Source organism: Rhizobium sp. NPDC090279, assembly GCF_044769665.1.
In the GTDB taxonomy this organism is placed as follows: Bacteria; Pseudomonadota; Alphaproteobacteria; order Rhizobiales; family Rhizobiaceae; genus Rhizobium.
On sequence record NZ_JBIVYI010000001.1, the window covers coordinates 411,049 to 435,220 of the forward strand.

Sequence of the window (24,172 nt, forward strand, 5' to 3'; positions counted from 1 at the left end):
CTCAGATATCCTGGGTTTGGGGCAAGATCACGAGGTCGCGAATGGTGACGTTGGCCGGTCGCGTCAGCATGAAGATTACAGCATCGGCCACATCTTCCGACCTCAGGCCCTCGCGTGCCTCGACCTTGGCATCGATGGCGGCGGGATCGGTATAGCCCCAAAGCTCGTTCAGCACGACGCCGGGGGCCACGGAGCCGACGCGGATATTGTGCCTCATCGTCTGCCGGCGCAGCCCGTGGACGAAAGCCTGGATCGCATGTTTGGATGCCGAATAGATCGGCTCCCAATGGATCGCCTGATGCCCGGCCACCGAGGAGGTCACGACGATCTGGCCGCCGCTTTGCGCAATCATCCCCGGCAGCGCGGCGCGCGCCAGCCGAAAGACCGAATTGACGTTGATGGCAATGAGTTCGTCCCAGGCATCGGGGTCGCCTTCGGCGACATCGCCGGGGATGTAGAGGCCGGCATTGGGCAGGAGAATGTCGATCCGGCCGAAGCGCTCGATCGTTGCATTGACGACCGTCTTGATGGCATCCGGTTCGGTGAGATCAGCCGGCAGCACCAGCGTATCGCCGCTTGCCTTGTCGGCCACTGCTTCCAGCCTTTCGGCGGAGCGGCCGACGAGTGTGAGTTTCACACCCTGCTCGCCGAGAGCCAATGCGGTTGCGCGCCCGATACCGGAACTTGCGCCCGTGATGAGCGCGACCTTGCCTTCAAGCTTCTGTCCCAAGATGTCCTCCCATCGGCGGGCTCTTGGAAAGCCTCCGCCGATGAAGAGCCTAAGAAGGTGGTCTTAGCCCGTCAATGAAAAATCTTTCTCAGATAAATTTCGCGGAGATGGCGTCGATGTCACGGTCGTCGCCGGCCAGATCCTGTTTTCAGCAGCCCGGCGCTTTTCATCAGGCCGAGAGCTTGAATCCTTCCGCTTTCGTCTGTCCGGCAACGCGGCCGCTATAGGGCAGAATGCGCCGCAGAACCTCCTGCGCGAGCGTCTGGGCGTTCTGTTGTGCCTTGTCGAGATTGCTGACGCTTTCGGGATCGATCGAGTAGAGGGTCTGGCCGTAGCCGAAGACCTCGCGATAGGCAGCGCGCTCGATGATCGGCGTGGACAGAACATGGACGCGGCGGCTGGAGAGCAGCTCCTTCACCGATTGCAGCGCGCGCGTGGTAACCATCGGATTGACGCGGGTCAGAACCACCGAATGTGGGATGCGGATATCGGCCCGATCCTCGAGATATTGCAGGAGCTCGATGACGTTGGTAGCGCCTTCCGCATCCATGGCCGAGCCCTGCACGGGGATGAGTACATAGTTCGAATAGCCAAGCGCCTGGGCAAGCAGCGGGCTGCGCGCGCCGGGCAAATCGATCAGAAGGAAATCGACTTCGTCGCGAAGCTTGCGCGCATGCTGGCCGAGATTGGCTGCCGTCACATAGGGAACCACGGAAAGCGAGGCGGGCGCTCTCACGCTCAACCGTTCATACCACTTGGAGATCCACAATTGCGGGTCCGCGTCGAGGATGGCCACCGAAAAGCCCATCCGCGCGAGCTCACAGGCAACGATGACGACGGCAGTGGTCTTGCCGGCGCCGCCCTTGGTGTTGGCAAAAGTCAAAACGGCCATGGGAACTCCCTGGGCTGATCGGATGGCAACGCAATGGGTTAGGCGAGCAGCTGTCATGGCTTGCGGAAATGGTTACGCATTTATGGTTAACAAACCATTGGGAGCGAAGCCGCAATCGGTGCCGGAATTCGGTAATGGTTAGTGCCGCTTGTCGGCCGCCAAAATTTCGCGGGCGATCTGATCCAGCCCGACGGTCCTGTCGACGCCGCCATGGGCGATCGCTTCCTTGGGCATGCCGAAGACGACGGATGTCTCTTCGTCCTGGGCCACGGTGAAGGCGCCGGCGTCGTGCATTTCCTTCATGCCGCGCGCGCCGTCGTCGCCCATGCCGGTCATGATGACGCCCATGGCATTGCCCGCTGCCGAGCGAGCCGCCGAGCGGAAGAGCACGTCGACCGAAGGGCGATGTCGCGAAACCAGGGGTCCGTCCTTGATCGCGACGACATAGCGTGCGCCCTGCCGCTCCAAAAGCATGTGCTTGCCGCCGGGGGCGATCAGCACATGGCCGCGCAAGACGGCATCGCCGTGTTCGGCTTCCTTGACCTCCACTTCGCAAAGGCTGTTCAGGCGCTTGGCGAAGGCGGCGGTGAACTTTTCCGGCATGTGCTGCACGATGACCATCCCCGGCGTATTGGCGGGAAGCGCCACGAGCAGTTCGCGCAGTGCCTCCGTGCCGCCCGTCGAGGCTCCGACGCAGACGATCATCTCCGTCGTCTTGGCCATGGCCCGGCCGCTCGGCGGCGGTAGCACCACATCGGCCGTTAGCTTGGCCGTCGGTTCGGCTGCCGCGAGGATGCGGCGGCGGGTACCACCGAGCCGTGCCGCCGCCGCGCCCTTGACCGTTTCCCGGATCGCCGCGGCGGCTTCGGCCAGATGGTCGGCGGCGGCAATCTTCGGCTTCAGGATGATATCGACGGCTCCCGCCTCGAGCGCCTGCATCAAGGTTTCCGAGCCGGCTTCCGTCAGCGAGGAACACATGACGACCGGGATCGGTCGCTGCGTCATCAGCTTGCGCAGGAAGGTGATGCCATCCATCCGCGGCATTTCGACATCAAGCGTGATGACGTCGGGGATTTCCTCCTGGATCTTCTTTGCCGCCATGAAGGGGTCGGAGGCGACACCCATGACCTCGATCTCCGGATCTGCCGACAGCACTTGCGTCATGACCTGGCGGACGCTGGCGGAGTCGTCGACGATGAGCACGCGGATCTTTTTGGCCATGCGTGTCAGACCTTTTTGAAAACGGTGTTGGCGACCTGCCTGACCGGCAGGTTGAGCCCGCTGATCGTCTCGGAATGGCCGACATAGAGGAAGCCGCCCGGCACCAGCTTTTCGCAAAGCCTGGACAGGACCTTCTCCTGGGTCGGCTTGTCGAAATAGATCAGCACGTTCCGGCAGAAGACGATATGAACCTTGTCGCCGATCTCATAGGCGCGATCCATGAGATTGAGGCGGCCGAAGCCGATTCTCGAACGCAGCTTGGGATGAATGCGAACCTCGTCTCGTCCCGGGTCGCGTGCTTCCATGACGTAGCGCTGGCGCCGTTGCCGGTCGACCGGATCGATCATCGTGGCCGGATAGACGCCTCTGCGCGCCACCTTGAGGACATCGGTCGAAAGGTCTGTCGCGAGGATGCTGTATTCGAGTGCGCCGCGGGCGTCGCGATAGTCCTCCATCACCATGGCGATCGTATAAGGCTCAGCACCGATGGAGCAGGCAGCACTCCAGATCCTGAGGCGCCCATGCCCCGCTGCCTGAAGCTCGGGGAGGGCGGACGTCTCGAGATGTTCGAAATGCTTCGGCTCGCGAAAAAAGTCCGTCTTGTTCGTTGTCACGGCGTCGATCAGGTGGATCGCCTCGCGATCGATACCGCCGCGCTTGAAGAGATAGTCGCAATAGTCGTCGAGATCGACGATCCCCGTTGCCCGCAGCCGGCGCCGCAACCGCCCTTCCAGCATGGTGCGCTTGCCGGGGGGCATCTTGATGCCGCTATAGTCGTAGATGTAGCGGGCGAGCTGGTCGAAATTCCGCCGGCTCAGCCCATTGTCTCCGTAGTCTCTCAATTCCTGCAATGCCACGTGACATCCCACTCAAACAGCGGCCAACTCGGTGGCCTTTTGGCCGATGCCGACACCCATCAACGATACCTTGTCGGACGAAGAAAAGAGCCTTGCGAGGTCGATGATGACAACGAAGCCACTTTCCCGACGGACGACGCCGGCGATGTATTCGGACGGCCAGCGCACCCCGATATCGGGGGCGCTTTCGACCGATTGATGCTTGAAAGTCGTGACCTCGAAGACGCGATCGGCGACGAGGCCGAGGGTAAGAACCTTGTCGGCGATCGGAATGTCGATGACGAGGATGCGCGTATGCGGCGTCTTCGCCGTTTGAGACATGCCGAGCCGTAGGCGCAGGTCGATAACCGGCACGCCCTGGCCGCGCACGTCGCGCAGGCCGAGCAGATAGTCCGGCCCGTGCGGAATGCGAAAGGCATCCTGATGGTCCAGGATTTCCCGGACCACGGTGACGGGCACGGCGAAGCATTCCTCGCCTAGGCCGAATGTCACATACTGCGCTTCGGTGCTGGTCGCAGCCATTTATGCGCTCTCCTTGAAGTCGTTGTCGTCGGCATCGGGTCCACCCATGGACATGTCGAGGGTGAAGCCCTTGAGGCGGGCCTGCTGGGCGGCGATGCTGTTGTCGGTGCGTGCAGCAGGGGCTCGTCCAGCCGGTGCCTTGCCGAGCGGTGCCTTGGTGGCAGGCTTCGGCTTGGCAGGGCTTGCGGCATGATGGACGGGTGCGTGGACCGGACTATGGGTTGCCTGGGCCTTGCGGCCATTGGCCTGATCGACTCGGAAGAAGGCGATGGAAGCCTGCAGCTCTTCGGCCTGGGCGGCGAGTTCTTCCGAGGTCGCCGACATTTCTTCGGAAGCACCGGCGTTTTGCTGCGTCACCTTGTCGAGCTGCTGGATCGCCTCGTTGATCTGCGATGCGCCGATATCCTGCTCGCGGCAGGCGGCCGAGATTTCGGCGACCAGCTCGGCCGTCTTGCGGATATCGGGCACGAGACGCGAGAGCATGTCGCCGGCCTCGGTCGCGACCGTCACGGTCTCGCCCGAGAGGCTGGAGATTTCCGCGGCCGCCGCCTGGCTGCGCTCGGCCAGCTTGCGCACTTCCGAGGCGACGACGGCAAAGCCGCGGCCGTGCTCGCCGGCTCGCGCCGCTTCGACTGCGGCGTTCAAGGCGAGCAGGTCGGTCTGGCGGGCGATCTCCTGAACGATCGAGATCTTCTCGGCGATGGTGCGCATGGCGTTGACGGCGCGGTCGACGGCCTGGCCGCTGACCTCGGCATCTCGTGCCGACTGACGCGCGATCTTTTCGGTCTGGGCCGCATTATCGGCATTCTGCTTGATATTGGCGGCCATCTCTTCCATCGAGGCCGAAGCCTCTTCTGCGGACGAGGCCTGCTCAGTCGCGCCCTGCGAGAGCTGCTCGGAGCCTGCCGAGAGCTGCTGGCTGCCCGATGAGACATTGTCCGAGGCCGACAGCGCATCGGCAACCACGCCGCGAAGTCGTTCGACCATCGACTGCAGCGACATGCCGAGCGTATCCTTCTCCGACATCGGCTTCGGCTTGACCGTCAGGTCGCCATTGGCGATCTGGTCGGCGATCGTTGCCGTGTTGCGCAGGTTGCCGGTCATGACGTTGATGGTGTTGACCAGATCCTTGATTTCGTCATTGGTCTTGATCTCGATATCCTGATCGAGATCGCCGATGGCAACACCTTCGGCGACAGCCTGGATTTTCTTCAGGCCTCGATTGATGCCAAGAGCGATCCAGATGGCAACAGCGGTCGACAGCACGAACATGACTGCGAGCGACGTCAGCAGGAGATTGCGGGCGAAGGCATACTGGTCGTTGGTCGCGAGGTCGGTCGCGTGCAGATCAGCGAGGATTGCTTTGTTGAGGGTCTCGAGGGCCTCCTGGAGGAGGTCGCTTGCCTTGCGTCCCTCGCCCATGGAGAGAGCGCCAGCCTTGCGGTTGCTTTCGTCGGTATTCTCAGTCGCAAGCTTCAGAATCTGATCGTCGATCTGTTTCCAGGCCGGATACTGCTTGGAGAACTCGGCAACCTTGTCTGAAATCGCCGGATCTTGCGCCAGCGTCCGGACGAGCTGCTCGATCGTAGCCTGTTTCTCGTGAACGGCGTCGATATAACCGCTGATCGCCTGCGGGTCGGTGTTGAGGATGGCGTTCTTTTCGTTGCGGATGGCATCCAGCACGGCGGTGGAGAGGTCACCGGAATTGCGCAGATTGTTAGCCGGTCCCTGAACGATGTCGGTGATGGCGGAGTTAAGGGAGGACAGGCTCATGATTGCGAGGACCGACATGCCGGTCGACATGAGGATCAGAAGGCCGAAGGCGAGGGCCAGTTTGAGTTTGATGGTAAAGCGCATCTCTGAAAAGCTCCTGGAGATGAAGGGTTTGATATTTGAAATGTCAGACGGGGAGCCGTCTTGATGCGCGAAGACCGATACATTCACCCTTCCGCGAACCGGGACCGGTTCTTAAGGCCGGCGATAACATTGCCGGCCTTTGATCCGGCGCCTTTCGGCGCCGGCATTTGTTAACGTTCAGCCAGCCGCTCAGGCGCTCTGGCGAAAGTCGTTGTCATCCGCATCGGGTCCACCCATGGACATGTCGAGGGTGAAGCCCTTGAGGCGGGCCTGCTGGGCGGCGACACTGTTGTCGGTGCGTGCAGCAGGGGCTCGTCCAGCCGATGTCTTGACGGCGGGCTTCGGCTTGGCCGGGCTTGCGGCATGATGGACAGGAGCGTGGACCGGGCTATGGGCGACCTGGGCCTTGCGGCCATTGGCCTGATCGACTCGGAAGAAGGCGATGGAAGCCTGCAGCTCTTCGGCCTGGGCGGCGAGTTCTTCCGAGGTCGCCGACATTTCTTCGGAAGCACCGGCGTTTTGCTGCGTCACCTTGTCGAGCTGCTGGATCGCCTCGTTGATCTGCGATGCGCCGATATCCTGCTCGCGGCAGGCGGCCGAGATTTCGGCGACCAGCTCGGCCGTCTTGCGGATATCGGGCACGAGACGCGAGAGCATGTCGCCGGCCTCGGTCGCGACCGTCACGGTCTCGCCCGAGAGGCTGGAGATTTCCGCGGCCGCCGCCTGGCTGCGCTCGGCCAGCTTGCGCACTTCCGAGGCGACGACGGCAAAGCCGCGGCCGTGCTCGCCGGCTCGCGCCGCTTCGACTGCGGCGTTCAAGGCGAGCAGGTCGGTCTGGCGGGCGATCTCCTGAACGATCGAGATCTTCTCGGCGATGGTGCGCATGGCGTTGACGGCGCGGTCGACGGCCTGGCCGCTGACCTCGGCATCTCGTGCCGACTGACGCGCGATCTTTTCGGTCTGGGCCGCATTATCGGCATTCTGCTTGATATTGGCGGCCATCTCTTCCATCGAGGCCGAAGCCTCTTCTGCGGACGAGGCCTGCTCAGTCGCGCCCTGCGAGAGCTGCTCGGAGCCTGCCGAGAGCTGCTGGCTGCCGGAGGAGACATTGTCCGAGGCCGACAAGGCATCAGCGACCACGCCGCGAAGTCGTTCGATCATCGAGTTGACGTGGCCAAGCAAGTCGCCGATCTCATCCTTCGTGGTGATGACGGCGAATTCCGTCAGATCGCCATCGGCGACCGTCTGGACGGTCTTGACGGCACGATTTACGCCCCTGTTGATCGAAATCACGATCCAGATCGCCGAGACGAGCGCTATGAGCGAAGCCGCTGCTGCAATGGTGATCAGGATGAGACGCGCGCTGGTGTAGGTATCGGCGGCATCGAGATCCGCCTGTTTCAGGCGCGCTCGCTCGGCGCTGAAGATCTGAGCCAATACGTCGTCGATCTTGGTGCTGGTGTCGCGAGCATCCGTCGTCGAGATATGAATTGCACCAGCATTGTCGCCTGCAAGCATCATGGTCCGGATGCGATCGTCCGCACTGCGCCAGTTGGCGGACAGGGTCTTGATCTGGGCCCAGAAGGCCATGTCCTGATCCGTGGTATTGGCGAGGATCTTGGTGAGATCCGCATCGAACTCCGCGCGAGCGGCATCACTTTTTGCAATGTAGCCCTTGGTCTCGTCGACCGAACCGGACGACAGCATGTTCTTCTGCTGTCTCAGCTGTTGCAGGACAGCGATATCCAGATTCTGGGCGAGCCGGAGACGTTCCGCCGGCCCCGATAGGGTGTCGGACCAGTTATCATTGACCTTGCCGAGGGTTGTGATGCTGTAGACAGCCGTGCCGAGAAGCATGGCGATCACGACAGCAAAGGTTAGAAGCAGCTTAAGCTTGATCGTAAACCGCATTGTTGGCCTCCTTGCTCGGTAAAATTATGCCGTAGCTCTGACCGCACCTGCTCGCTGCGAAGAGAAGATCGCCTGCAGGTTCGGGATGATGATGAATTCGCCGCCGCGTTTCACGAGGGCGTGTACGTAGTCGGGACGCCAACGCATGCCGACGATGGGGGGGGGCTCGCTCGCCGACCGTGGGAGCTGCGTGACCTCGTGAACCTTGTCGGTGCGAATGCCGATCAGGGTCGTCTCGCCGTCGAGTTCGAGTTCGGTCACGACGATACGGCTGTCGATGGTGACATCGGCTGCCTCCATGCCGAAGGCGATGCGAATGTCCGCGAGAGGTATGACCTTGCCGCGAAAGTTGATGACGCTGCCGACGAAGGGCAGGCTGCCGGGAACGTTGGTCTCGGGCAGCAGATCGAGGATTTCCTGAACGACGACGGCATCGATGGCAAAGGTTTCGCCATTGAGGCTGAACGTCAGAACCGAAAGCTCGTCGGCACCTTCCCAGATGGCGCGGTGGTCTGATTTTACATCTGCTTCGATCATCCTGCTGCCCGCAATTGCGCCTCCTGATGCTGTCCGGCGGCGATGAGGTGGACGACGTCGAGGATCAGGGCCACGTTGCCGTCACCGAGAATGGTCGCGCCGGAGAAGGTGGAGACGTGGTCGTGAAGCTTCGACATCGATTTGATGACGGTCTGGTGGTCGCCGATGATCTGATCGACGACGAGGCCGACGCGTTCGCTGCCGGTCGAGATCACCACCACCTTCTGGTAGGGATCGGGTTCCGTGCCAGTGCGGAAGAGTTCGCGCAGGCGCAGGAACGGTACGAGATCGTCGCGCAGCGAGATGAAGCTGCGTCCGCGCGAGCGCAGATCCTGCTCGATCGAGAGTTCGAGGCATTCCTCGACGGCTGCGAGCGGAATCACGTAGCGCCCGTTGCCGACGCGGACGAGAAGACCGTCGATGATAGCGAGCGTCAGCGGAATGCGCAGTGCGATCTCGGAACCCTTGCCGAATTCGCTGGTAATGTCGATCGCCCCGCGCAGCGTCTCGATCGTCTTCTTGACGACATCCATGCCGACGCCGCGGCCGGAGAGGTTCGTGACCTTTTCCGCGGTCGAGAAGCCGGGCTGGAAGATCAGCTGCAGCAGCTCCTTGTCGCTAAGCTGGGCGCCGGGCTGGATCAGGCCGTTGGCCTCCGCCTTGGCGCGCACCCTCTGCCGGTCGATGCCGCGTCCGTCATCCTTGATCGAGATGACGACTTCGCTGCCGGTCTGGTGCGCCGAGAGAAAGACGCGCCCCGTCACCGGCTTGCCGGCCGCGACGCGATCATCCGGGCTTTCAAGACCATGGTCGATCGAGTTGCGCACGAGGTGAACGAGAGGATCGGCCAGGCGGTCAATGACCGTCTTGTCGACTTCGGTGCCTTCGCCTTCGGTAACCAGTTCGATATCCTTGCCGGTCTCGCGGGCGAGATCGTGAACCAGTCGGCGGAAGCGGCTGAAGAGGCTAGCGACCGGCATCATGCGCAGGACCATCATTGTGTCCCGCAGCTCGCCGGCGAGCCGCTCGATTTCTTCCGAGACCGAGCGCAGGCCGAGATCGGCGGCCGAATTCGCCATCTGGCTCAGCCGCGATTGGGCGATCACCAGCTCCCCGACCCTGTCCATCATTTCGTCGAGGCGCAAGGCTGGAACGCGGACATTGTCGGCCTGCTTCTGCGATTTGGCGTCAACAGGCTGCGCTTTGCCCGTATCGATCGGCTGGGCAACGGCCTTCGATGGTTCGTCCTCGATCGGTTGTTCCGGCCTCACAGCGACCGGTGCCGGGCTCGGTTCTTGTTGCGCCGTAAGCTCTTTCAGCTCCATCGTCATCTCGTCCATGACGAATATGAAGACGTCTTCGATATCCGATCGCGGCTTATCGGTGGTCAGATGAACCGTCCAGCCGATGTGGAGATCGCGCGGCTCCAGATCCGCGAGCAGAGGGATGGCCTCGGCATCGGCTTCGATCCGGCATTCGCCAAGCTCGCGCAACTCGTCCAGCAGCCCGAGCGGGTTGGTGCCGTTGACCATCGAATTGGCCGGCAGGCTGAATTTCAGATGCCATGTCTTAGCGTGACCGGCGCTCGCGGTGGGAGCAGCGGTTGACTGTGCATTGACGGATGCCGCCGACGAAAGCGGCGATCCGGCAGCGCCGACGGCCTGTCGCAGTTTTTCCAGGAGCACGGAGCTCATGGTCTCGTATTCGCCGTTCGGATTTTCCAGCAACGCCTGCATGTGGCCCTGCGCATCGAGAACGGCGCCGACCAGCTCCTTCGTGGCCGGTGCTTCCCCCTTGCGAACCCGATCGAAGGCGGTTTCGCAGTGATGGGTAAAGGCGGCCAGCTGATCGAAACCGAACATCGAGCCCGATCCCTTGAGGGTATGCAGGCCCCTGAAGACCGTATCGATCTGAGCCCGGTCGCTCAGGTCGCGCATCAGATCGAGAAGGCCGGCCTCGATCAGCTCGAGCTGCTCGGCGGCCTCCGTCCTGAAAACGGCGATCGGATCGAGTTCGTTCATTTGCCGAGAACCTTGCGCGCGATCTTGATGAGGGTTTCGGGGTCGAAGGGCTTCGTCAGCCAACCCGTCGCACCCGCGGCCTTCGCCTGCTGCTTGAGATCTCCGTCCGATTCCGTGGTCAGGAAGATGACCGGCGTTCCCATGTAGGCCGGCAGCTGCCGCAGGCTGCGGATCATCGTCAGACCATCCATGTTCGGCATGTTGAGATCGGTGACGATCAAGTCGAAACTGCCTGATTTCATCTTGCTGAGGCCGTCGGCGCCGTCGACCGCTTCGGTGACGGAATATCCGGCATTGGTAAGCGCAATGCGCGTGGTCAGCCGAATGCTGGCGGAGTCATCGACGGTGAGAATATTGGCGCTCATGCTGCTTTTCCTTCTAGCCAGAAACTGTCTCTTTGCCGGTCTCCGCAAAGGAGACCCGCGCGTTGCAGGACGGTCAGAAAATTGCCGTCCGCCGGTTTGCTCAATGCCATCGTCACGCCGGCGCGGTTGGCTGTTTGCCGTGCGGACAGAAGCAGTTGGGGGAGGGTGAGGTCGATCTCCTCGCCGCCATCGATATCGACGACCAGGGCGCGGCTCCGCAAAGCCGCTTCCTGCAGGTAGACCTGAACGATGTCTCTCACATTGGTGATCGTCTTGATCGTCAATGGTCCGTGCAGATGCAAGATCTCGGATTGTTCGCTCATGCCGAACCTCGCGATAGCTGAAGGGTGGGAAGCGTTATGGCCGTGTCGCCGCTGTTCTGGGACTCAAAGAGAGCCTTAATATCCGCCCAGCGGCGGCAGAAGGCGGCAACGCAGGCCGGATCGAAATGGGTGCCGCTGCTGTTGACGATCTCGCGGAATGCATCGGCGATCGGCCACGCGGCCTTGTATGCCCGCTTCGAGCAAAGGGCGTCGAAGACATCGGCTATGGCAACGATGCGGGCCTCGATCGGGATGGCGGTGCCGGAAACGCCCTTCGGATAGCCGGCGCCATCCCATCTTTCGTGATGGCTTTCGGCGATCTTGCGCGCGATCTGGATCAGCTCGCTGGAGCTGTCGCTCAGGATCTCGGCGCCGAAATCCGCATGCTGCTGCATTTGTCGGCGCTCATCCGGGGTCAAAGGCCCCGGCTTCGAGAGAATGGCGTCCGGCAGGCCGATCTTGCCGACATCGTGCAGGGCGCTCGCCAGAAAGATCATGCGGCACTGGCTGGCATCGAGACCTACTTCTTCGGCGATGATCCGTGCAACGATCGCGACGCGGTCCAGATGGTCGGCCGTTTCCCCATGGCGACACGCAATGGCCTTCGAAAGACGCCAGATGATTTCTTCCTCATGCCGTTCGATCCTTTGCATCGCGGCGTCGAAATCGCGCTGCAGCGTCGCGGCCTTGGCGGCCAGCGCCAGCCGTTCTTCTCCGATGTCGAGAATGTTGCGGACACGGAGCGTCAGCTCCATCTCATCGATCGGCTTGTTCAGGAATTCGGTGGCGCCCGCTTTCATGGCAGCCAATCGGATATCGGCCTCCCTGCGCGACGTGATCATGATCGTGGGCACATGGGCGGTCACGGTGTTTTTACGCACGTGACTGATCACGTCGATGCCGTTCATGTCGGGCATCATATAATCGACGAGAATGAGATCCGGCGTCCGGTCGTCGAGCCGTTCTAGGGCATCGCCTGGATGGAGGAACGACAATACCTCGCTGCCCTTGATGGCTTCGACCACCCGGCGAAGCGTGGCCACAACGGAAGGACTGTCATCTATTACGAAGACGCGCATAGCTACCCCGCGGAGCGCCCGCGGCACACCCGCGGATCTACTCACGATTTTCGGCTGGAGGGTTGTTGGAGGCCTTTCTCATGAAAGGGCCGCGTCACAATGATTGTGAATCTTGGCTGAAGTAACGAAATCGTTAAATGGCTAACGGTGAGTTAAATTATTGCTCAACCTGTGGATGATTTTGTAATTAACTGCGATTAAATGATAAGATTGCGTTTTTCTGATATTAAATATTGCTAGCCGTATCGAAATCGCGACGGCTGGTGCGCGTCGATGATGGGGACACGCCATAGATGGCGCGATAGCGCGCGGCGAAATATCCCATGTGGCTGAAACCCCAGCGTGCGGCAATGTCGGATATGTTCTCGTCGGTATCGCCGTGCAGCAGATCGTAGTGGATCTGCTGCAGCCGCAGGCGCTGCACGTAGTTCAGGGGGTTCATGCCGATGTTCTGCTGGAAGGAAAGCTGCAGGCTGCGCACGCTCTGCCCGGCATTTCTTGCAATGTCGAGTACGGTGAACTCGTCGCCCAGATGGGTCTGAATCCAGTCCAGCGCCCGCTTCAGGTTGCGCGGGCGCGCACTCTGGATCACGGTCTTCTGCGCCGATCGCGGCCATGATTGCACAAAGGCCGTAATGAGCGCCTCCTTGAAAAGAGAGGCACCCAATGGGGAGCCGGCGAAGGGGTGTTCGTCTGCCTCCAGCAGCAAGGCCGTCATGCGGTGGATCGTTCCTATTCCCTTCTCGCCAATGTTAGCCATTGTGGCGAAGGGCCGAAAAAACAACTCAGGATCGTCTTTTCCGATATCGATCAACGGCAGGCATTGAATGCGGGGTATGGCAAGCGCGATCTTGCGGGCATTCGTGGATGCCATGATTTTCGTGGAGCCGGGAGACAGCAGCATGAAGGCGGTTCCTGCCGTAGCCGTGAATTCCTGGTCCTCCGTTTCAACCTGAAATACGCCGCTTTCGACGAAGTGCAGCTCTATCCGGTCGGCGGGATCAAACAGATAATGGATTTCATAACCTGTTTTCGAAAGAATCTTCCAAGCTGTCATCCTTCGGATCGTCGTCAGCGTGACGTCGACATGGAAAAGCGGATTGCCAAGCCTTCGGTCGAAGACGACCGATATGTCGAGGTCCCTCAATCTTTCCCGTATTTCGGCGGGTTCGCAGGACGACCATGCGTATTTCTCGGTAGCTATCTTCATCTTACTTCAGTCAGCATTGGCGGACTCGTTTGAGGATGGGATTGCAGGCAGAGCCGGCCGGCGGCCTGCGCCAAGACGAGACTTGCTGATTGCCAGCTATAGGATGCGGGTCTTGCCCAGAGCTTTCGCGGCGGCGGCGAAGGGCCGGGGTTGCGGGCAGACGCCCTGTTTCGTCCCTTGCGTTAACTCCGTGTTTTTCTGTTCGCCTTAGTTTGCCGGGAGCAGTCTTGGGCGAGGTCCGAACAGTATGGCGTATGCAGTGACAAGCCGACAATTTATCCCTTCGACGGATAGCTTCGTCGACCGTTTGGAAAGCGCCCGATTGCAGATCGAGCAGCGCTTCCTGGATGGTGGTGCAGTCCTCATCACGGTCACGGAAGCGCTCGCCAAACTCGTCAGCTTGCTGGAGCATATCGGCAATTCGCTGAAGGAGGAAAATGCGAGCGAAGCCACGGCGCGGCTGCTCCAGACGGTGGACCTTTTGAACAAGCTGCCGCCAGCCGAAACGCGGCGTCAGGACAGCGTTGCCGCCATCGGGCAGGCCGGACAGCGGCTCGCGGAGCACGTGCTCTCGATGGAGGAGACGCTGCGCTATCTGAGGACCTTTGCCGCGACGGCAAAGATAGCGGGCGCGCGCATTCCTGACTTTTCGAGTTTCGCCAGCGAGATCGTCGAGCGCATCGAATTCGCCGCCAAGGAAGTCAAAGCGCTCTCCTTGCAGATCCGTTCGCTCGAAGGGCAGATCGAAGCCGCCACGGCAAATGAAGATGGTTCTCTGGCACAGCATCTCAACGGCATCCCGTCCATCGCCCAGCGCCTCATATCGAACGCCGAGGAAATCCAGGTCCAGCGCCGCAATCTTTCCGAGCTGGCGGAGACGGTCGCCGGTCTTGCGCGCAAGATCCAGAACAAGGTTGCCCATACGCTATCGGCCATGCAGATCGGCGATATCACGCGGCAGCGGGTCGAGCATTGCCAGACGGCGCATGCCATTGTCGAAGGGTATCTTGCCTCCGAGGCCCCGGTGGAGCTTTCCGCCGCCGATCGCCGGCGCCTGTCGCAACTGGCAATGACGCTGCTCTTCGAGCTGCTCGGCGAGACGACCAAGAGCTTCGACCGTGAGACCGTCAAGATCGTCGATAATATCCGCAGCTTTAGCGGCGATATCGGCACGTTGCTCGATCTATACCGGACGATGATGTCGCAGAGCGGGCAGGATGGCAAAAGCCCGATCCACTCATTGCGCGGCGATCTCTCCGCCGCCCGGGTCGTCGTCGATCGTATCGATGTGGCCGCAGCCGGCGCCAATCGGCTCAGCGAGAAGACGTCCGAGATGGTCAAGGAACTGACCACCAGCATCCTGACCATTCAGCTCGTGCGGCGCGACATCCAATATATGGCCCTCAATACCAACCTGCGTTGCGGCAAGCTCGGCGAGGAAGGGCGGGCCATCAATGTTGTTGCAGGCGAGCTGCGCTCGTTCGCATCGCTGCTCGATGAGGAAGCAGAGAAGATACTCGTCGGACTCGGCAAACTTGAAACGCAGGCGACCGGCCTCAAGGACTGGCGACAGGCCGGCGAGGAGGAAAACTCCATCGGTCTCGGCACGCATATAGACACGGCCCTTGCCCATATTGGTGAAGCCGGCGCATCGATGGATCTCAATGTGCAGGAGCTGCGCCGCTGCGGCGAGACCATGACCTCGCAGGTCACCGATGTCGTCAAGGGTTTGGATTTCCGCGCCGGCATCGGCGAGACTTTGGCGTCCTGCACGAAGGAGGCCGGCAGCGCGCGGAGCGCATTCGTCGATACGACCGGGCTGGAAGGGCCGTTAGCGGTCATTTCCGAGCGCATTTTCAAGATCTACACCATGGCCGCCGAACGAGAGATACATGCGGGCATCTTCGGCACGGTCAGCCCCGTCGTCGAAAGCGCGCCGGCTCCGGCCAGCGACGAGGATCTTTTTGCGGACGCTCTCTTCTAGTTGCCGGCAACTCGGCGTATCTGATGCAAGGCTGACCTTGCCTTGACGGCGTCCATCGGCTCGCCTCTTCCAGCGGCGATGGCCTTGGTCAGCAAAGCCGGCATTGCCGGGAGAAGGCATCCTGCTGCGCCAAGCCGCGCGGCTCTCCCGCGATGCCGCTATCGGTCAAATGGATTGCGACCATGGCGCCGCCCTCGGGCCGGTTTGCGAATTCCAGATGTCCGCCGTGGGCGAGAGCGATTGCCTGTACCACGGATAGTCCCAGTCCGGTGCCGCCGGTCGCGCGCGAACGCGAGGAGTCGCCGCGCCAGAAAGGGTTGATGGCAATGGCATCCATGTCGTGCGGAAATCCTGGGCCGCGATCGAGAACGCGGATGACGACGCTATTGTCCGCCAGCTGCTCGGTTTCGCATCGCAGCCAGCCGCCTTCCGCGGCGTAGCGGCAGGCGTTTTCGAGAAGTGCGAGCACGGCTTGGCGGATGCGCGGCGAGTCGGCCGAGATCCAGACGGGCTTCAGCCCCACTTCGACCCGCAGCTTGCTCGCCTCCAGCATGGGTTTTGCCGAGGCGATAACGGTTTCGACCAATCGCGATGCGTCGACGCGCTGACGATCCATCACGAGCTTCTGGCCGATGGCCAGGGACAGCGTGCGCAGGTCTTCGACGACCCGCCCTAGGCCTTCGACTTGCAGAAGGAGATCGGAAATGATTTTCCGATCCATCGGAAACACGCCGTCGAGCATGCTCTGCAGCGATCCCTGCAGGATGGTCAACGGCGTGCGCAACTCGTGGGCAACCGCCATATTGTTGAAGCGTAGTCGTTCCTCCATGGTTTCCAGGCTGGTCGCGAGGGCGTTGAAGGTTCCCACAAGGCTCGCGACTTCGCGCGTGCTGCGGTAGGAGGCGGCGACGCGGACGGAGAAGTCGCCGGACTTCAGGCCTTCGGCGGCGGCGGTGAGGTCTTCGAGCGGGCGCGTAAGCCGCCGCGCCAGAAAGATCCCGATAAGTGCGCATAGGAGTGCCGAGGTGAGGCCGAAGACGAGCACGGAAAGCTGTACCTTGAGATCCGTCGGTTCCGTCAGCGAATTGAGATGTTCGACCAGGAGCTTGAGGGAATCCCCATCCGGTACCTTACTTTCGCTCAGCATCTTGTAGGCGATTGCGGCTTGGGGCGGCAGGGTATCGGTGATGCCTTGCTCCAGATAGGTGGCATACCAGTTGACCCCCAGATAGGTCAGTCCGACGCTGAGTAGCAGCATGATCGTGATGACGATGGCCGTGAGCGTTGCAAGCGGCGTGCTCGGAAATCTTGGTTTCTTCATCTTGGGTCCGAAAAGCGATAGCCGATGCCACGCACGGCAGGAAAGAAGCCGATCTGCCCCATTTCCTCCAGCTTGCGCCTGAGGTTGGAGATGTGCGTATCGACGGTCCGCACCAGGGCGTCGCTTTCCGGCAGGCAGGCATCGAGGATGTCGGCGCGCGCGAAAGCCTGGGTCGGATGGCGGATCATGTAGGCGAGGATGCGGAATTCGCTGAGGGTCAGCGGCAATGCAATGCGCCGCTCATCCTTGTTGATGAAGACGGTGTAGCTGTTGAAATCGACCTCCAGCGCGCCGAAACGTTTGATAGCCTCCGTGCGATCGCCCTGTGTCCGGCGCAGCACCGCCCTGACGCGGGCGACGACTTCCTGCGGGTTGAACGGCTTGACGACGTAGTCGTCGGCGCCGAGGCGCAGCCCGCTCAAGCGGTCTATGTCGTCGGCGACGGCCGTAACCATGATGACCGGCGTCGAGCCGGCCTGGCGCAAGCGACCGAGCACCCCAAAGCCATCCAGTTTCGGCAGGCGAACGTCCAATAGCACGAGATCGGGCTTCAGAAGCGCATGATGCTGAAGCGCCATTTCGCCGTCGCTGGCGCGAACCGTGCGAAAGCCGTCGCGCGTCAGATAACCCTCCAGTATCTGTGCGATTGCCGGTTCATCCTCCACGATGAGAACGAGACTGTTGTCCACGCTAGCGCCCTGTGTTTCTTCCGTTTTTCCGCTCGGCTTTGCCGTCTGAACCCTACTATTGCGGACAAAGCCGGCTTCCGCAATTTCCAAACGGCTTTCGGACCGTCTGATGGCCGATTCTGAACACGGCCTTGATGCGATCTTCGCCATTTCTTGACAATCGGGGCTCAGGTTGGCGCCGTTCCGCCTTTGGAGATATGGCATGTGGAAGTTTGCATCGCAGTCTTGGAATTCTCATTCCGATCCAGCGCGCCGGCAGCAAGAGCACGCAATGGCGGATGAAGACCTGGCGCTCATCGGCATGCTGATCGTCTGGACCAGCTTCGTCTTCGTGGTTTTTCCGAAACTCGATCTGGCCGTTGCGCGCTTGTTTGCCCATGGACATGTCTTCTGGCTGGCCGAGAATCCCTGGCTGAGAGCCGTCAGGGACGTCGCCCGCCAAAGCCAGCCCTACGTTCTCGGCACCATGGCTGTCATCATTGTCCTGCATGTCTTTCTGCCGCGGCGATTGCGGTTTTGCGCTCCCCACAAGCCGCTATTCGTACTCCTGAGCTTTGCCGCCGGGCCGCTGCTGGTCGTGCAGACGCTGAAAGTCGCGATCGGACGCGTGCGTCCGCGTGACCTGATCGAATTCGGCGGCACCGCCGATTTTACCCCGGTATGGCAGTTCTCGGCGGCGTGTACCCGCAATTGCTCCTTCCCTTCGGGCGAGGCCGCCGCTGCGGCTGCGGCGCTGTCGTTATTGGTGTTCGTGCCTGCCGGGCGCAGATGGATTGCCGTCGTCATCCTGGTGCCATGCCTGCTGTTCGTCGCATTCAACCGTGTGATCTTCGGCGCTCATTTCCTGTCCGATGTGATGCTCGGATGGCTCTTGACCATGTTTGCCATGGCCATGATCTGGCGCTGGATCGAAATGAATTCGAGGGCGATCGATCGTTATGTCACGCGCCTGATGTTCCGATGATGCGTTGCTTTGGAATCTGGCGTCGGCAATTCCGAATATCCGTGCCTCGATGGTGCGCGGCGTTTATGCGAAGACCCTCATTCACTTCTGTTTTCCGACCTTTACGAGACATGATCGGGCGCCGGGTGTCGCCGCAATGCGACAGTGCCAAGCAAACGCATGTTACAAACCTTAATACAACGTTTCTTCACCTTTCCTTCGATCAAGGGTTACCTATTTACCGTTGGCCATGCCGCCGGACGCGATTGAGGCCGGTAGGGCGGATGGCGCAGGAACCTGGGCAAGGGTGAGAGTGATGGGATGGGGTTGGTAGATTGGGCGTTGCGTGGGATGCTCGACATGGATGGCCGACGCAGGATGCGCTCCCGCAAAGACCATTATGAGCCATGGGTCGTACTTGCCGTTGAAAGTTTTGAACGGGAAATGATGGCCTTCTACAGGCGTTCGCAGTTCACGGTAATCAAAACGGCCGCCTGATGGGCGATCCGATCGTGCAAGTGTGAGTATGCTCCTCGCGGCCAGCTGTCATATGGCCGTGGCAATTTGGCTCACAAGCGGCGCGTAGCGCCGATCTTGCCGGATCGGCCGCTTGTGCTACGCTGGTATCGTCCTGTCTTTGCGGAGAGCTTTCAAATGGTTACGCTGCGCGAACCGATCCTGCATCCAGTTCCGATCGAAGAATTGAAACCCACCCAGATCACCGTCGGCATGCGCGAGGTCAAGGCCAAGCGCAAGGCCTGGCGCCTCAAGGCGGAAGCCGAGGGCGACAAGGCCGGTGAATTCCTCGGGAATCATATGGTGCCGGCCATCCGCGGACCGCGCGGAAAATATTACGTCATCGATCATCACCATCTTTCCCTCGCGCTTTACGAAGAGGGGGTGAAGGACGTTCTGGTGACGACCGTCGCCGATCTTTCCCGGCTTGACCGGGACTCCTTCTGGTTCGTCATGGACTGCCATGACTGGATGCACCCCTTTGACGACGAAGGGAAGCGCCGCGGCTATGAGGACATTCCGAAGAGCATCAAGGATCTGATCGACGATCCCTATCGTTCGCTCGCCGGTGAGCTGCGGCATGTCGGCGGCTACGCCAAGGACACGACGCCGTTCAGCGAATTTCTCTGGGCGGATTTCCTGCGCCGGCGCATCAAGCGCAAGGATCTGGAGAAGGATTTCAACGCCGCGCTGGAAAAGGCGCACGAGCTTGCCAAGGGCAAGGACGCGGATTACCTGCCGGGTTGGTGCGGTCCTGTACCGGAATAATCCGCTCCCCGCATCCGGCCGGGATGCGGGATAAATTGAAGATTTTACAGACCAGGTGACGGCGCGTTTGCGTTGCGAGTGGTGCCAGCCGCGCCGCATGGGCAGCTCGATGTCCTCAGCGAAAGCCTCAAGCTTCGTTGACTGACGTCTCAGCTTCGCCAGCGCCGTGTTGACAGACATTCGGCAAGCCCTTAAAGCAAATCCAGCCGGCCTTGCTGGCCGTAAGCGTTTGACGTCAAGCAACGCACTCAACGATCCTCGCCGGTCGGAGTGCGTTTTTTTATGCCTTCGCCGATCGAGGAAAAGCCTGGAGATCATCATGGCTTTTCAATCGACACCCGATCCGGCGCGCGGCCGCCTTCTGCTGCTGAGCGCCATTCTCTTCATTTCCTATCTTTGCATCGGCATGTCGTTTCCGATCGTGCCGCTTTATGTGAGTGAGCAGTTGCGGTTCGGCAATGTCTGGGCCGGGCTCGGCGTCGGCATCGCCTTTCTCGCGACCATCCTCACGCGCGGCTACGCTGGCAGCCTCTCGGACCATCGCGGCGCCAAGGTGGCGGTCATGCGGGGCCTTGCCCTTTATGTTGCCGGTGCCTTGACGGCATTGGCTGCCGGCCTTGCGACCCACACGCCGCTGCTGTCCTTCCTGCTCCTCCTTCTGGGGCGTCTGCTTCTGGGGCTGGGCGAAAGTCTGGTTGCGGTCGGCATTATCGCCTGGGGCATCGGCTTCGTCGGCCCGGCGCGTTCGGGCAGGGTCCTCGCGCTGGTCGGCGCCGCCATCTATGGGGCGCTTGCCGTGGGCGGGCCGATCGGCCTGGCATTGTTCAGCCGGTTCGGCTTTGCCGGTACGATGGCCATCAGCGCCATCCTGCCGTTCCTTGGCTTGCTGGCGATCTGGCGGGTTCCCGGTGTCGCGCCTCATCCCGGTGCGGAGCGTCCGCCGTTCTGGACTGTTATTGGCAGGATCTGGCTGCATGGAGCGGTCGTGTGCTTTCAGGGCATAGGCTTCGCCGCGATCGGTGCGTTCTTCACGCTCTACTTCCTCGACCAGGGCTGGGGCTATGCCGGGCTTGGCCTGACGGCCTTCGGCGTCGGCTTCGTGCTGATGCGTGTGCTCTTCGGTCATCTGCCCGATCGTGTCGGTGGCCTGCGGGTCGCGGTCGGATCACTGGCCGTCGAAGCGGTCGGCCAGTTGCTGATCTGGAATGCCACCGATCCGATGCTTGCGCTGGCGGGTGCATTCTTGACCGGGCTTGGATGCTCGATGATCTATCCCGCCATGGGCCGGGAAGTCGTTCGGCTGGTGGAGCCGCATCTGCGCGGCACCGCGCTCGGCGGCTTCTCGGCTTTCCAGGATCTTGCCTACGGGCTGACCGGGCCTTTCGCCGGCCTTTTGGCCGACCGGGCCGGCTATGGCAGCGTCTTCCTGGCCGGCACCGTCGCTGCGCTCATCGGCCTGTTGATCGCGCTCTCGCTTCGCAGGATGCGCGCGGTCGCGTTCAATTGAATGGTATGGCGGTCCCCACGATTTGGCTTTGGGGGCCGCCTAAAGCACTGTACAATTTTTGTTTGTATGTCAGCCGCTCGTCTTTGCGGGCGTTGCGCCCTCGCTTGCGGTCGCCGACGGCCACGTCGCATAATAGTATTTGCCGTTGATCGTACCGAAGAACGCATTCTGTCCGGTAGCCTTGTCGAGGTAGCTGCCGTCGCTCGTCCTGACCAGGGCTCCCTTGCCATCGCGTTTCAGATGCTCTTTGAGGAACTCGTTCCAGGTGCCCCTTTCGATCGTTTCGGGCTTGCTGGCCTTGCTGGTCTTGTCATCCGGATTCCATGCGTCGATCGCGACGCCCTTGGTCGGATCGTAGACGGACAGATTTCCGCTCTTCAGCGCGTTCAACATTGCCTTCGACTGCTGTCCGCTGACGGGATCGTAGGAGGAGGCTTTCAGCTTGGCGTTGAGCGCCTTCATGAAATCACTGGATGAGATATTGTCGATCGGCTTCGCAGCCGAAGGTGCGGTGCCGGCTTTCGTGGATGCGTTGTTCGACGACAGCCCCTGAAGAAGGATGCTGAGCTTGCTGTTCGAATGAACCGAATTGTAGGCGCTGTTTGCCAGCGAGTTTGCCGATCGCGAGATTCTCGACGTATCGCTCTCCGCCGTATTCCCGCCGTACAGCGTCCTCATCGTGTTGTGCGTGTTGAGAAGCCGCAGCGAATTGATGCTGTTTACCATGCCGATATCTCCGATCTGCCCCAATGATCATCGGTGTTCGAACAGCTCGGCTCGCCGCTCCCGGCAAGACCGCAATCGTTCACCCACGCAAGCACTATCGCCCCTGGCTTGCACGAGGCTAGTTGCGCCGACCTTGCGTTGTATTGAGAGAGGATTGGCTCACGGGATGGCGCTTCATTGTGGCCCGCAGGTTGCGCGGCGGCGGGACGGCTTTGCGGCTCGGCTACGATGCGGCGAAAACCATGCCATAGTGATAGGGCGGCAGCTCGATCACGGCCTGGGGCTTGAAGCCGCCGGTCTCGGCAATCGCGGCGAGCTCTGCCGGCGTCATGCGCATCTCGGTCCGGGGGCCGCGCGGCAACCCGAGCACCGTGGTTTCCTCGCGCGGCCGTGCCTCCCAGTTGACGACGCCGAACAATCCCTTGCGAGCGAGTACCGAACGAACGGCGCGGACGAGGCCGGGCTGATCGGGAACGCCGTGAAACGTGTTCGCCATCAGGACATAATCGACATTTTCGGGAAGGTGACCGGCAATGTCGCGGGCATCGGCATGTATCCATTTCCGCACGGAGACGCCTTGTCGCGCGGCTTCTGTCCTCGCCGTTTCGATCATCGTCTCATCCAGATCGAGCGCATAGACCTTTCCGGCGACGAGTCTTGCCAGCGGCGCTGTGAAGTAGCCATCGCCACAGCAAAGATCGAGAACCGTCATGCCGGGCATGATGCCGAGCGCTTCCAGGATGGAGAGCGGATTTGGCCAGAGCGCCGCCCACCAGTCGCGGTCCGGCATCGATGTCGCAGGAAATGCTTCGCCCATTGAGGATCTCCGTCGGTGGATGGCTTCCGGCAACATAGGATATCATTGAAGCCGGGGCATCACAGTATCGCGGTGAAAGCAGCGCCATCGTGACATCAGGCTGCCGTCTGCGTCGGCAGCGGAGGAACGTGATCCAAGTGCGTCGGCGAACCTAGAGGGCTTGCGGCCCGTCCTTCTGCAGGTTTTTGAGGGCCCAGGATGTGATGGCTTTGTCTGCCTGTCCCTGTATGAGCTCGAACTCGCTGACCATCAGGCTCGACAGAAGAGAAGCGCTGCGCGCCTGCGCGGCAAAATTCTTTTCGTAATGCGCCGGCTCCAGCACGTATGTGGCGAAGGGAGCGACCTTTCGTCCCTCGAAGTCCGTATGTTCGAGGAAGCTCATCACTGGCGGCGTGATGGTGTTCCACCACACCGGGCCGCCGACGAGGATCAGGTCGTATTTCGAAGGCCTGGGAAGATTATCGAGCAAAGGGGGAAGTTCACCGGTCTCCAGCTCGTATTTCGATAGCTCGGCTGCGCGCTGCATGTCGAGTGGGTAGGGCGCGCGCATCTGGATTTCGTAAAGGTCGGCCGCCAGAAATGCACGGAGCTTTTCGGCGACCGCCCCGGTGTGGCCGGTGTAGGAATAATAGACAACCAGAACCCGTCGCGCGTCTGCGGCGAGGCTCCATCTGGGTGCGGCGGCTGCGGCCACCATCGATGTCAGCATGGTGCGGCGGGAAAGGTTCATGGGCTTGCCTTCGGATTTCAAAGAGGTTTTCGGATGCCGAAGATGACGAGACAATCTTGATCGCAGGCGGCTATTGATGCCGGACAGGCGAAGAGCCCATCGATGCCACGGCCCTTGAAGCCAGAGGTGCGCGCTCGCCATAAGTCTGCATCGCCTCATCGAGGCGCTGTTCCAGAATGGCGGGATCGGTTTCGCCTTCGTCTGCGAATTTCATCAGCTCGCGGGCGGCGATGATCGCCGGCCGGTCGGCAAACTCCAGTTCGTGCCGTGTGCAGAAGATTTCGAGGACGCGGCGAAGCGTTGCGATCTGCGATAGTTCTATGGCCAATTCCATATCCTCCTGTCAGGTTCGACGTTCTCGACCGAGCAAGTGATTTTCGAGCCAGAGGTTAGGCCGGTCATGTCGCAGCTTTGTGCCGAAGATGTAAAAGCCTGTCGCCGGGGATGGCGGTATCAGCCATCAGCGCCAGAGCAGGCCAGCACGGCGATGGCCGCGCGATCGTTGTCGCAAGCGGCCTGCTTTGCGGGGGGAACGGCTGGATTTGACCATTATTGGCGTCGTGCGATCTCTCCGCCGCATTCCGTCGCGGCAGTCGATATTGACGGCGCGGGAGTTGCGACAGCTTGTTACAAATTTGCCGATGAG

The 24,172-nt window shown here is 61.2% G+C and carries 23 protein-coding genes; 4 read left to right on the top strand and 19 right to left on the bottom strand.

From position 1 onward, the window contains the following. Position 1: 1 nt before the first annotated feature. The 13 genes from ACIQWP_RS01880 to ACIQWP_RS01940 all read right to left on the bottom strand — a co-directional run bounded on the left by ACIQWP_RS01880 (position 2) and on the right by ACIQWP_RS01940 (position 13,525). On the bottom strand, positions 2-730 hold the full coding sequence (locus tag ACIQWP_RS01880; protein WP_402781477.1) for an SDR family oxidoreductase: 729 nt from the start codon (positions 728-730) through the stop codon (positions 2-4). 169 nt (positions 731-899) lie between these two features. Beyond that, positions 900-1,622: a ParA family protein gene (locus tag ACIQWP_RS01885; protein WP_402781480.1), complete on the bottom strand. Its 723-nt coding sequence runs from the start codon at positions 1,620-1,622 to the stop codon at positions 900-902. Between the two features lie 138 nt (positions 1,623-1,760). Then, positions 1,761-2,843 carry a chemotaxis response regulator protein-glutamate methylesterase gene (locus tag ACIQWP_RS01890; protein WP_402781483.1) on the bottom strand — a complete coding sequence of 361 codons (1,083 nt, stop codon included), beginning with the start codon at positions 2,841-2,843 and terminating at the stop codon, positions 1,761-1,763. A gap of 5 nt (positions 2,844-2,848) precedes the next feature. After that, positions 2,849-3,700, bottom strand: a complete 852-nt coding sequence (locus ACIQWP_RS01895; RefSeq protein WP_402781486.1) for a CheR family methyltransferase — start codon at positions 3,698-3,700, stop codon at positions 2,849-2,851. 12 nt (positions 3,701-3,712) lie between these two features. Continuing rightward, positions 3,713-4,222, bottom strand: a complete 510-nt coding sequence (locus ACIQWP_RS01900; RefSeq protein WP_402781489.1) for a chemotaxis protein CheW — start codon at positions 4,220-4,222, stop codon at positions 3,713-3,715. Then, a complete protein-coding gene (locus ACIQWP_RS01905) occupies positions 4,223-6,079 on the bottom strand; it encodes a methyl-accepting chemotaxis protein (RefSeq protein WP_402781492.1) in 1,857 nt (618 codons plus the stop codon). 189 nt (positions 6,080-6,268) lie between these two features. Then, a complete protein-coding gene (locus ACIQWP_RS01910) occupies positions 6,269-7,990 on the bottom strand; it encodes a methyl-accepting chemotaxis protein (RefSeq protein ID WP_402781495.1) in 1,722 nt (573 codons plus the stop codon). A 24-nt stretch (positions 7,991-8,014) separates the two neighbouring features. Then, entirely contained in the window at positions 8,015-8,527 is a 513-nt protein-coding gene (locus ACIQWP_RS01915) for a chemotaxis protein CheW (protein WP_402781498.1), read from the bottom strand. Next, the gene (locus ACIQWP_RS01920; RefSeq protein WP_402781501.1) at positions 8,524-10,548 is read right to left on the bottom strand and encodes a chemotaxis protein CheA; all 2,025 of its coding nucleotides are present in this window, start codon (positions 10,546-10,548) and stop codon (positions 8,524-8,526) included. Before ACIQWP_RS01920 ends, ACIQWP_RS01915 begins: the two co-directional genes overlap by 4 nt. Then, positions 10,545-10,913, bottom strand: coding sequence for a response regulator (locus ACIQWP_RS01925; protein ID WP_402781504.1), 369 nt, complete (start codon positions 10,911-10,913; stop codon positions 10,545-10,547). Before ACIQWP_RS01925 ends, ACIQWP_RS01920 begins: the two co-directional genes overlap by 4 nt. Next, positions 10,910-11,236, bottom strand: coding sequence for an STAS domain-containing protein (locus ACIQWP_RS01930; RefSeq protein WP_402781507.1), 327 nt, complete (start codon positions 11,234-11,236; stop codon positions 10,910-10,912). The genes ACIQWP_RS01925 and ACIQWP_RS01930 overlap by 4 nt, the downstream gene beginning before the upstream one ends. Then, positions 11,233-12,315, bottom strand: a complete 1,083-nt coding sequence (locus tag ACIQWP_RS01935) for an HD-GYP domain-containing protein (protein ID WP_402781510.1) — start codon at positions 12,313-12,315, stop codon at positions 11,233-11,235. The genes ACIQWP_RS01930 and ACIQWP_RS01935 overlap by 4 nt, the downstream gene beginning before the upstream one ends. 226 nt (positions 12,316-12,541) lie before the next feature. Further along, entirely contained in the window at positions 12,542-13,525 is a 984-nt protein-coding gene (locus tag ACIQWP_RS01940; RefSeq protein WP_402781513.1) for a helix-turn-helix transcriptional regulator, read from the bottom strand. A 259-nt stretch (positions 13,526-13,784) separates the two neighbouring features. On the opposite strand from ACIQWP_RS01940, the gene ACIQWP_RS01945 reads away from it, so the two are divergent. After that, the gene (locus ACIQWP_RS01945; RefSeq protein ID WP_402781516.1) at positions 13,785-15,509 is read left to right on the top strand and encodes a hypothetical protein; all 1,725 of its coding nucleotides are present in this window, start codon (positions 13,785-13,787) and stop codon (positions 15,507-15,509) included. A gap of 88 nt (positions 15,510-15,597) precedes the next feature. On the opposite strand, the gene ACIQWP_RS01950 is transcribed toward ACIQWP_RS01945, so the two are convergent. Both ACIQWP_RS01950 and ACIQWP_RS01955 read right to left on the bottom strand, forming a co-directional pair. After that, positions 15,598-16,830, bottom strand: a complete 1,233-nt coding sequence (locus ACIQWP_RS01950; RefSeq protein ID WP_402781519.1) for an ATP-binding protein — start codon at positions 16,828-16,830, stop codon at positions 15,598-15,600. Then, positions 16,827-17,519 carry a response regulator gene (locus ACIQWP_RS01955; RefSeq protein ID WP_402781522.1) on the bottom strand — a complete coding sequence of 231 codons (693 nt, stop codon included), beginning with the start codon at positions 17,517-17,519 and terminating at the stop codon, positions 16,827-16,829. The genes ACIQWP_RS01950 and ACIQWP_RS01955 overlap by 4 nt, the downstream gene beginning before the upstream one ends. A 271-nt stretch (positions 17,520-17,790) precedes the next feature. Between ACIQWP_RS01955 and ACIQWP_RS01960 the strand changes: the two genes are divergently transcribed. The 3 genes from ACIQWP_RS01960 to ACIQWP_RS01970 all read left to right on the top strand — a co-directional run bounded on the left by ACIQWP_RS01960 (position 17,791) and on the right by ACIQWP_RS01970 (position 21,253). Then, positions 17,791-18,483, top strand: a complete 693-nt coding sequence (locus ACIQWP_RS01960; protein WP_402781525.1) for a phosphatase PAP2 family protein — start codon at positions 17,791-17,793, stop codon at positions 18,481-18,483. A gap of 633 nt (positions 18,484-19,116) precedes the next feature. After that, complete coding sequence (locus ACIQWP_RS01965; protein WP_402781528.1) at positions 19,117-19,746, top strand: ParB-like protein; 630 nt, start codon at positions 19,117-19,119, stop codon at positions 19,744-19,746. A gap of 319 nt (positions 19,747-20,065) precedes the next feature. Continuing rightward, positions 20,066-21,253 carry an arabinose transporter gene (locus ACIQWP_RS01970; protein WP_402781531.1) on the top strand — a complete coding sequence of 396 codons (1,188 nt, stop codon included), beginning with the start codon at positions 20,066-20,068 and terminating at the stop codon, positions 21,251-21,253. Positions 21,254-21,322: 69 nt separating this feature from the next. On the opposite strand, the gene ACIQWP_RS01975 is transcribed toward ACIQWP_RS01970, so the two are convergent. The 4 genes from ACIQWP_RS01975 to ACIQWP_RS01990 all read right to left on the bottom strand — a co-directional run bounded on the left by ACIQWP_RS01975 (position 21,323) and on the right by ACIQWP_RS01990 (position 23,854). Then, positions 21,323-21,979: a hypothetical protein gene (locus ACIQWP_RS01975; RefSeq protein WP_402781534.1), complete on the bottom strand. Its 657-nt coding sequence runs from the start codon at positions 21,977-21,979 to the stop codon at positions 21,323-21,325. Between the two features lie 223 nt (positions 21,980-22,202). Then, positions 22,203-22,796: a class I SAM-dependent methyltransferase gene (locus ACIQWP_RS01980; RefSeq protein WP_402781537.1), complete on the bottom strand. Its 594-nt coding sequence runs from the start codon at positions 22,794-22,796 to the stop codon at positions 22,203-22,205. A gap of 151 nt (positions 22,797-22,947) precedes the next feature. Next, complete coding sequence (locus tag ACIQWP_RS01985) at positions 22,948-23,526, bottom strand: flavodoxin (protein WP_402781540.1); 579 nt, start codon at positions 23,524-23,526, stop codon at positions 22,948-22,950. A 70-nt stretch (positions 23,527-23,596) separates the two neighbouring features. Then, positions 23,597-23,854: a hypothetical protein gene (locus tag ACIQWP_RS01990; RefSeq protein ID WP_402781543.1), complete on the bottom strand. Its 258-nt coding sequence runs from the start codon at positions 23,852-23,854 to the stop codon at positions 23,597-23,599. Positions 23,855-24,172 lie beyond the last annotated feature (318 nt).

Coding starts and splice junctions, on each gene's coding strand:
- ACIQWP_RS01885 (WP_402781480.1), bottom strand. CDS start 1,622: ATGGCCGTTTTGACTTTTGCCAACACCAAGGGCGGCGCCGGCAAGACC.
- ACIQWP_RS01890 (WP_402781483.1), bottom strand. CDS start 2,843: ATGGCCAAAAAGATCCGCGTGCTCATCGTCGACGACTCCGCCAGCGTC.
- ACIQWP_RS01900 (WP_402781489.1), bottom strand. CDS start 4,222: ATGGCTGCGACCAGCACCGAAGCGCAGTATGTGACATTCGGCCTAGGC.
- ACIQWP_RS01905 (WP_402781492.1), bottom strand. CDS start 6,079: ATGCGCTTTACCATCAAACTCAAACTGGCCCTCGCCTTCGGCCTTCTG.
- ACIQWP_RS01910 (WP_402781495.1), bottom strand. CDS start 7,990: ATGCGGTTTACGATCAAGCTTAAGCTGCTTCTAACCTTTGCTGTCGTG.
- ACIQWP_RS01915 (WP_402781498.1), bottom strand. CDS start 8,527: ATGATCGAAGCAGATGTAAAATCAGACCACCGCGCCATCTGGGAAGGT.
- ACIQWP_RS01920 (WP_402781501.1), bottom strand. CDS start 10,548: ATGAACGAACTCGATCCGATCGCCGTTTTCAGGACGGAGGCCGCCGAG.
- ACIQWP_RS01925 (WP_402781504.1), bottom strand. CDS start 10,913: ATGAGCGCCAATATTCTCACCGTCGATGACTCCGCCAGCATTCGGCTG.
- ACIQWP_RS01930 (WP_402781507.1), bottom strand. CDS start 11,236: ATGAGCGAACAATCCGAGATCTTGCATCTGCACGGACCATTGACGATC.
- ACIQWP_RS01935 (WP_402781510.1), bottom strand. CDS start 12,315: ATGCGCGTCTTCGTAATAGATGACAGTCCTTCCGTTGTGGCCACGCTT.
- ACIQWP_RS01940 (WP_402781513.1), bottom strand. CDS start 13,525: ATGAAGATAGCTACCGAGAAATACGCATGGTCGTCCTGCGAACCCGCC.
- ACIQWP_RS01950 (WP_402781519.1), bottom strand. CDS start 16,830: ATGAAGAAACCAAGATTTCCGAGCACGCCGCTTGCAACGCTCACGGCC.
- ACIQWP_RS01960 (WP_402781525.1), top strand. CDS start 17,791: ATGGCGGATGAAGACCTGGCGCTCATCGGCATGCTGATCGTCTGGACC.
- ACIQWP_RS01965 (WP_402781528.1), top strand. CDS start 19,117: ATGGTTACGCTGCGCGAACCGATCCTGCATCCAGTTCCGATCGAAGAA.
- ACIQWP_RS01970 (WP_402781531.1), top strand. CDS start 20,066: ATGGCTTTTCAATCGACACCCGATCCGGCGCGCGGCCGCCTTCTGCTG.
- ACIQWP_RS01975 (WP_402781534.1), bottom strand. CDS start 21,979: ATGGTAAACAGCATCAATTCGCTGCGGCTTCTCAACACGCACAACACG.
- ACIQWP_RS01980 (WP_402781537.1), bottom strand. CDS start 22,796: ATGGGCGAAGCATTTCCTGCGACATCGATGCCGGACCGCGACTGGTGG.
- ACIQWP_RS01985 (WP_402781540.1), bottom strand. CDS start 23,526: ATGAACCTTTCCCGCCGCACCATGCTGACATCGATGGTGGCCGCAGCC.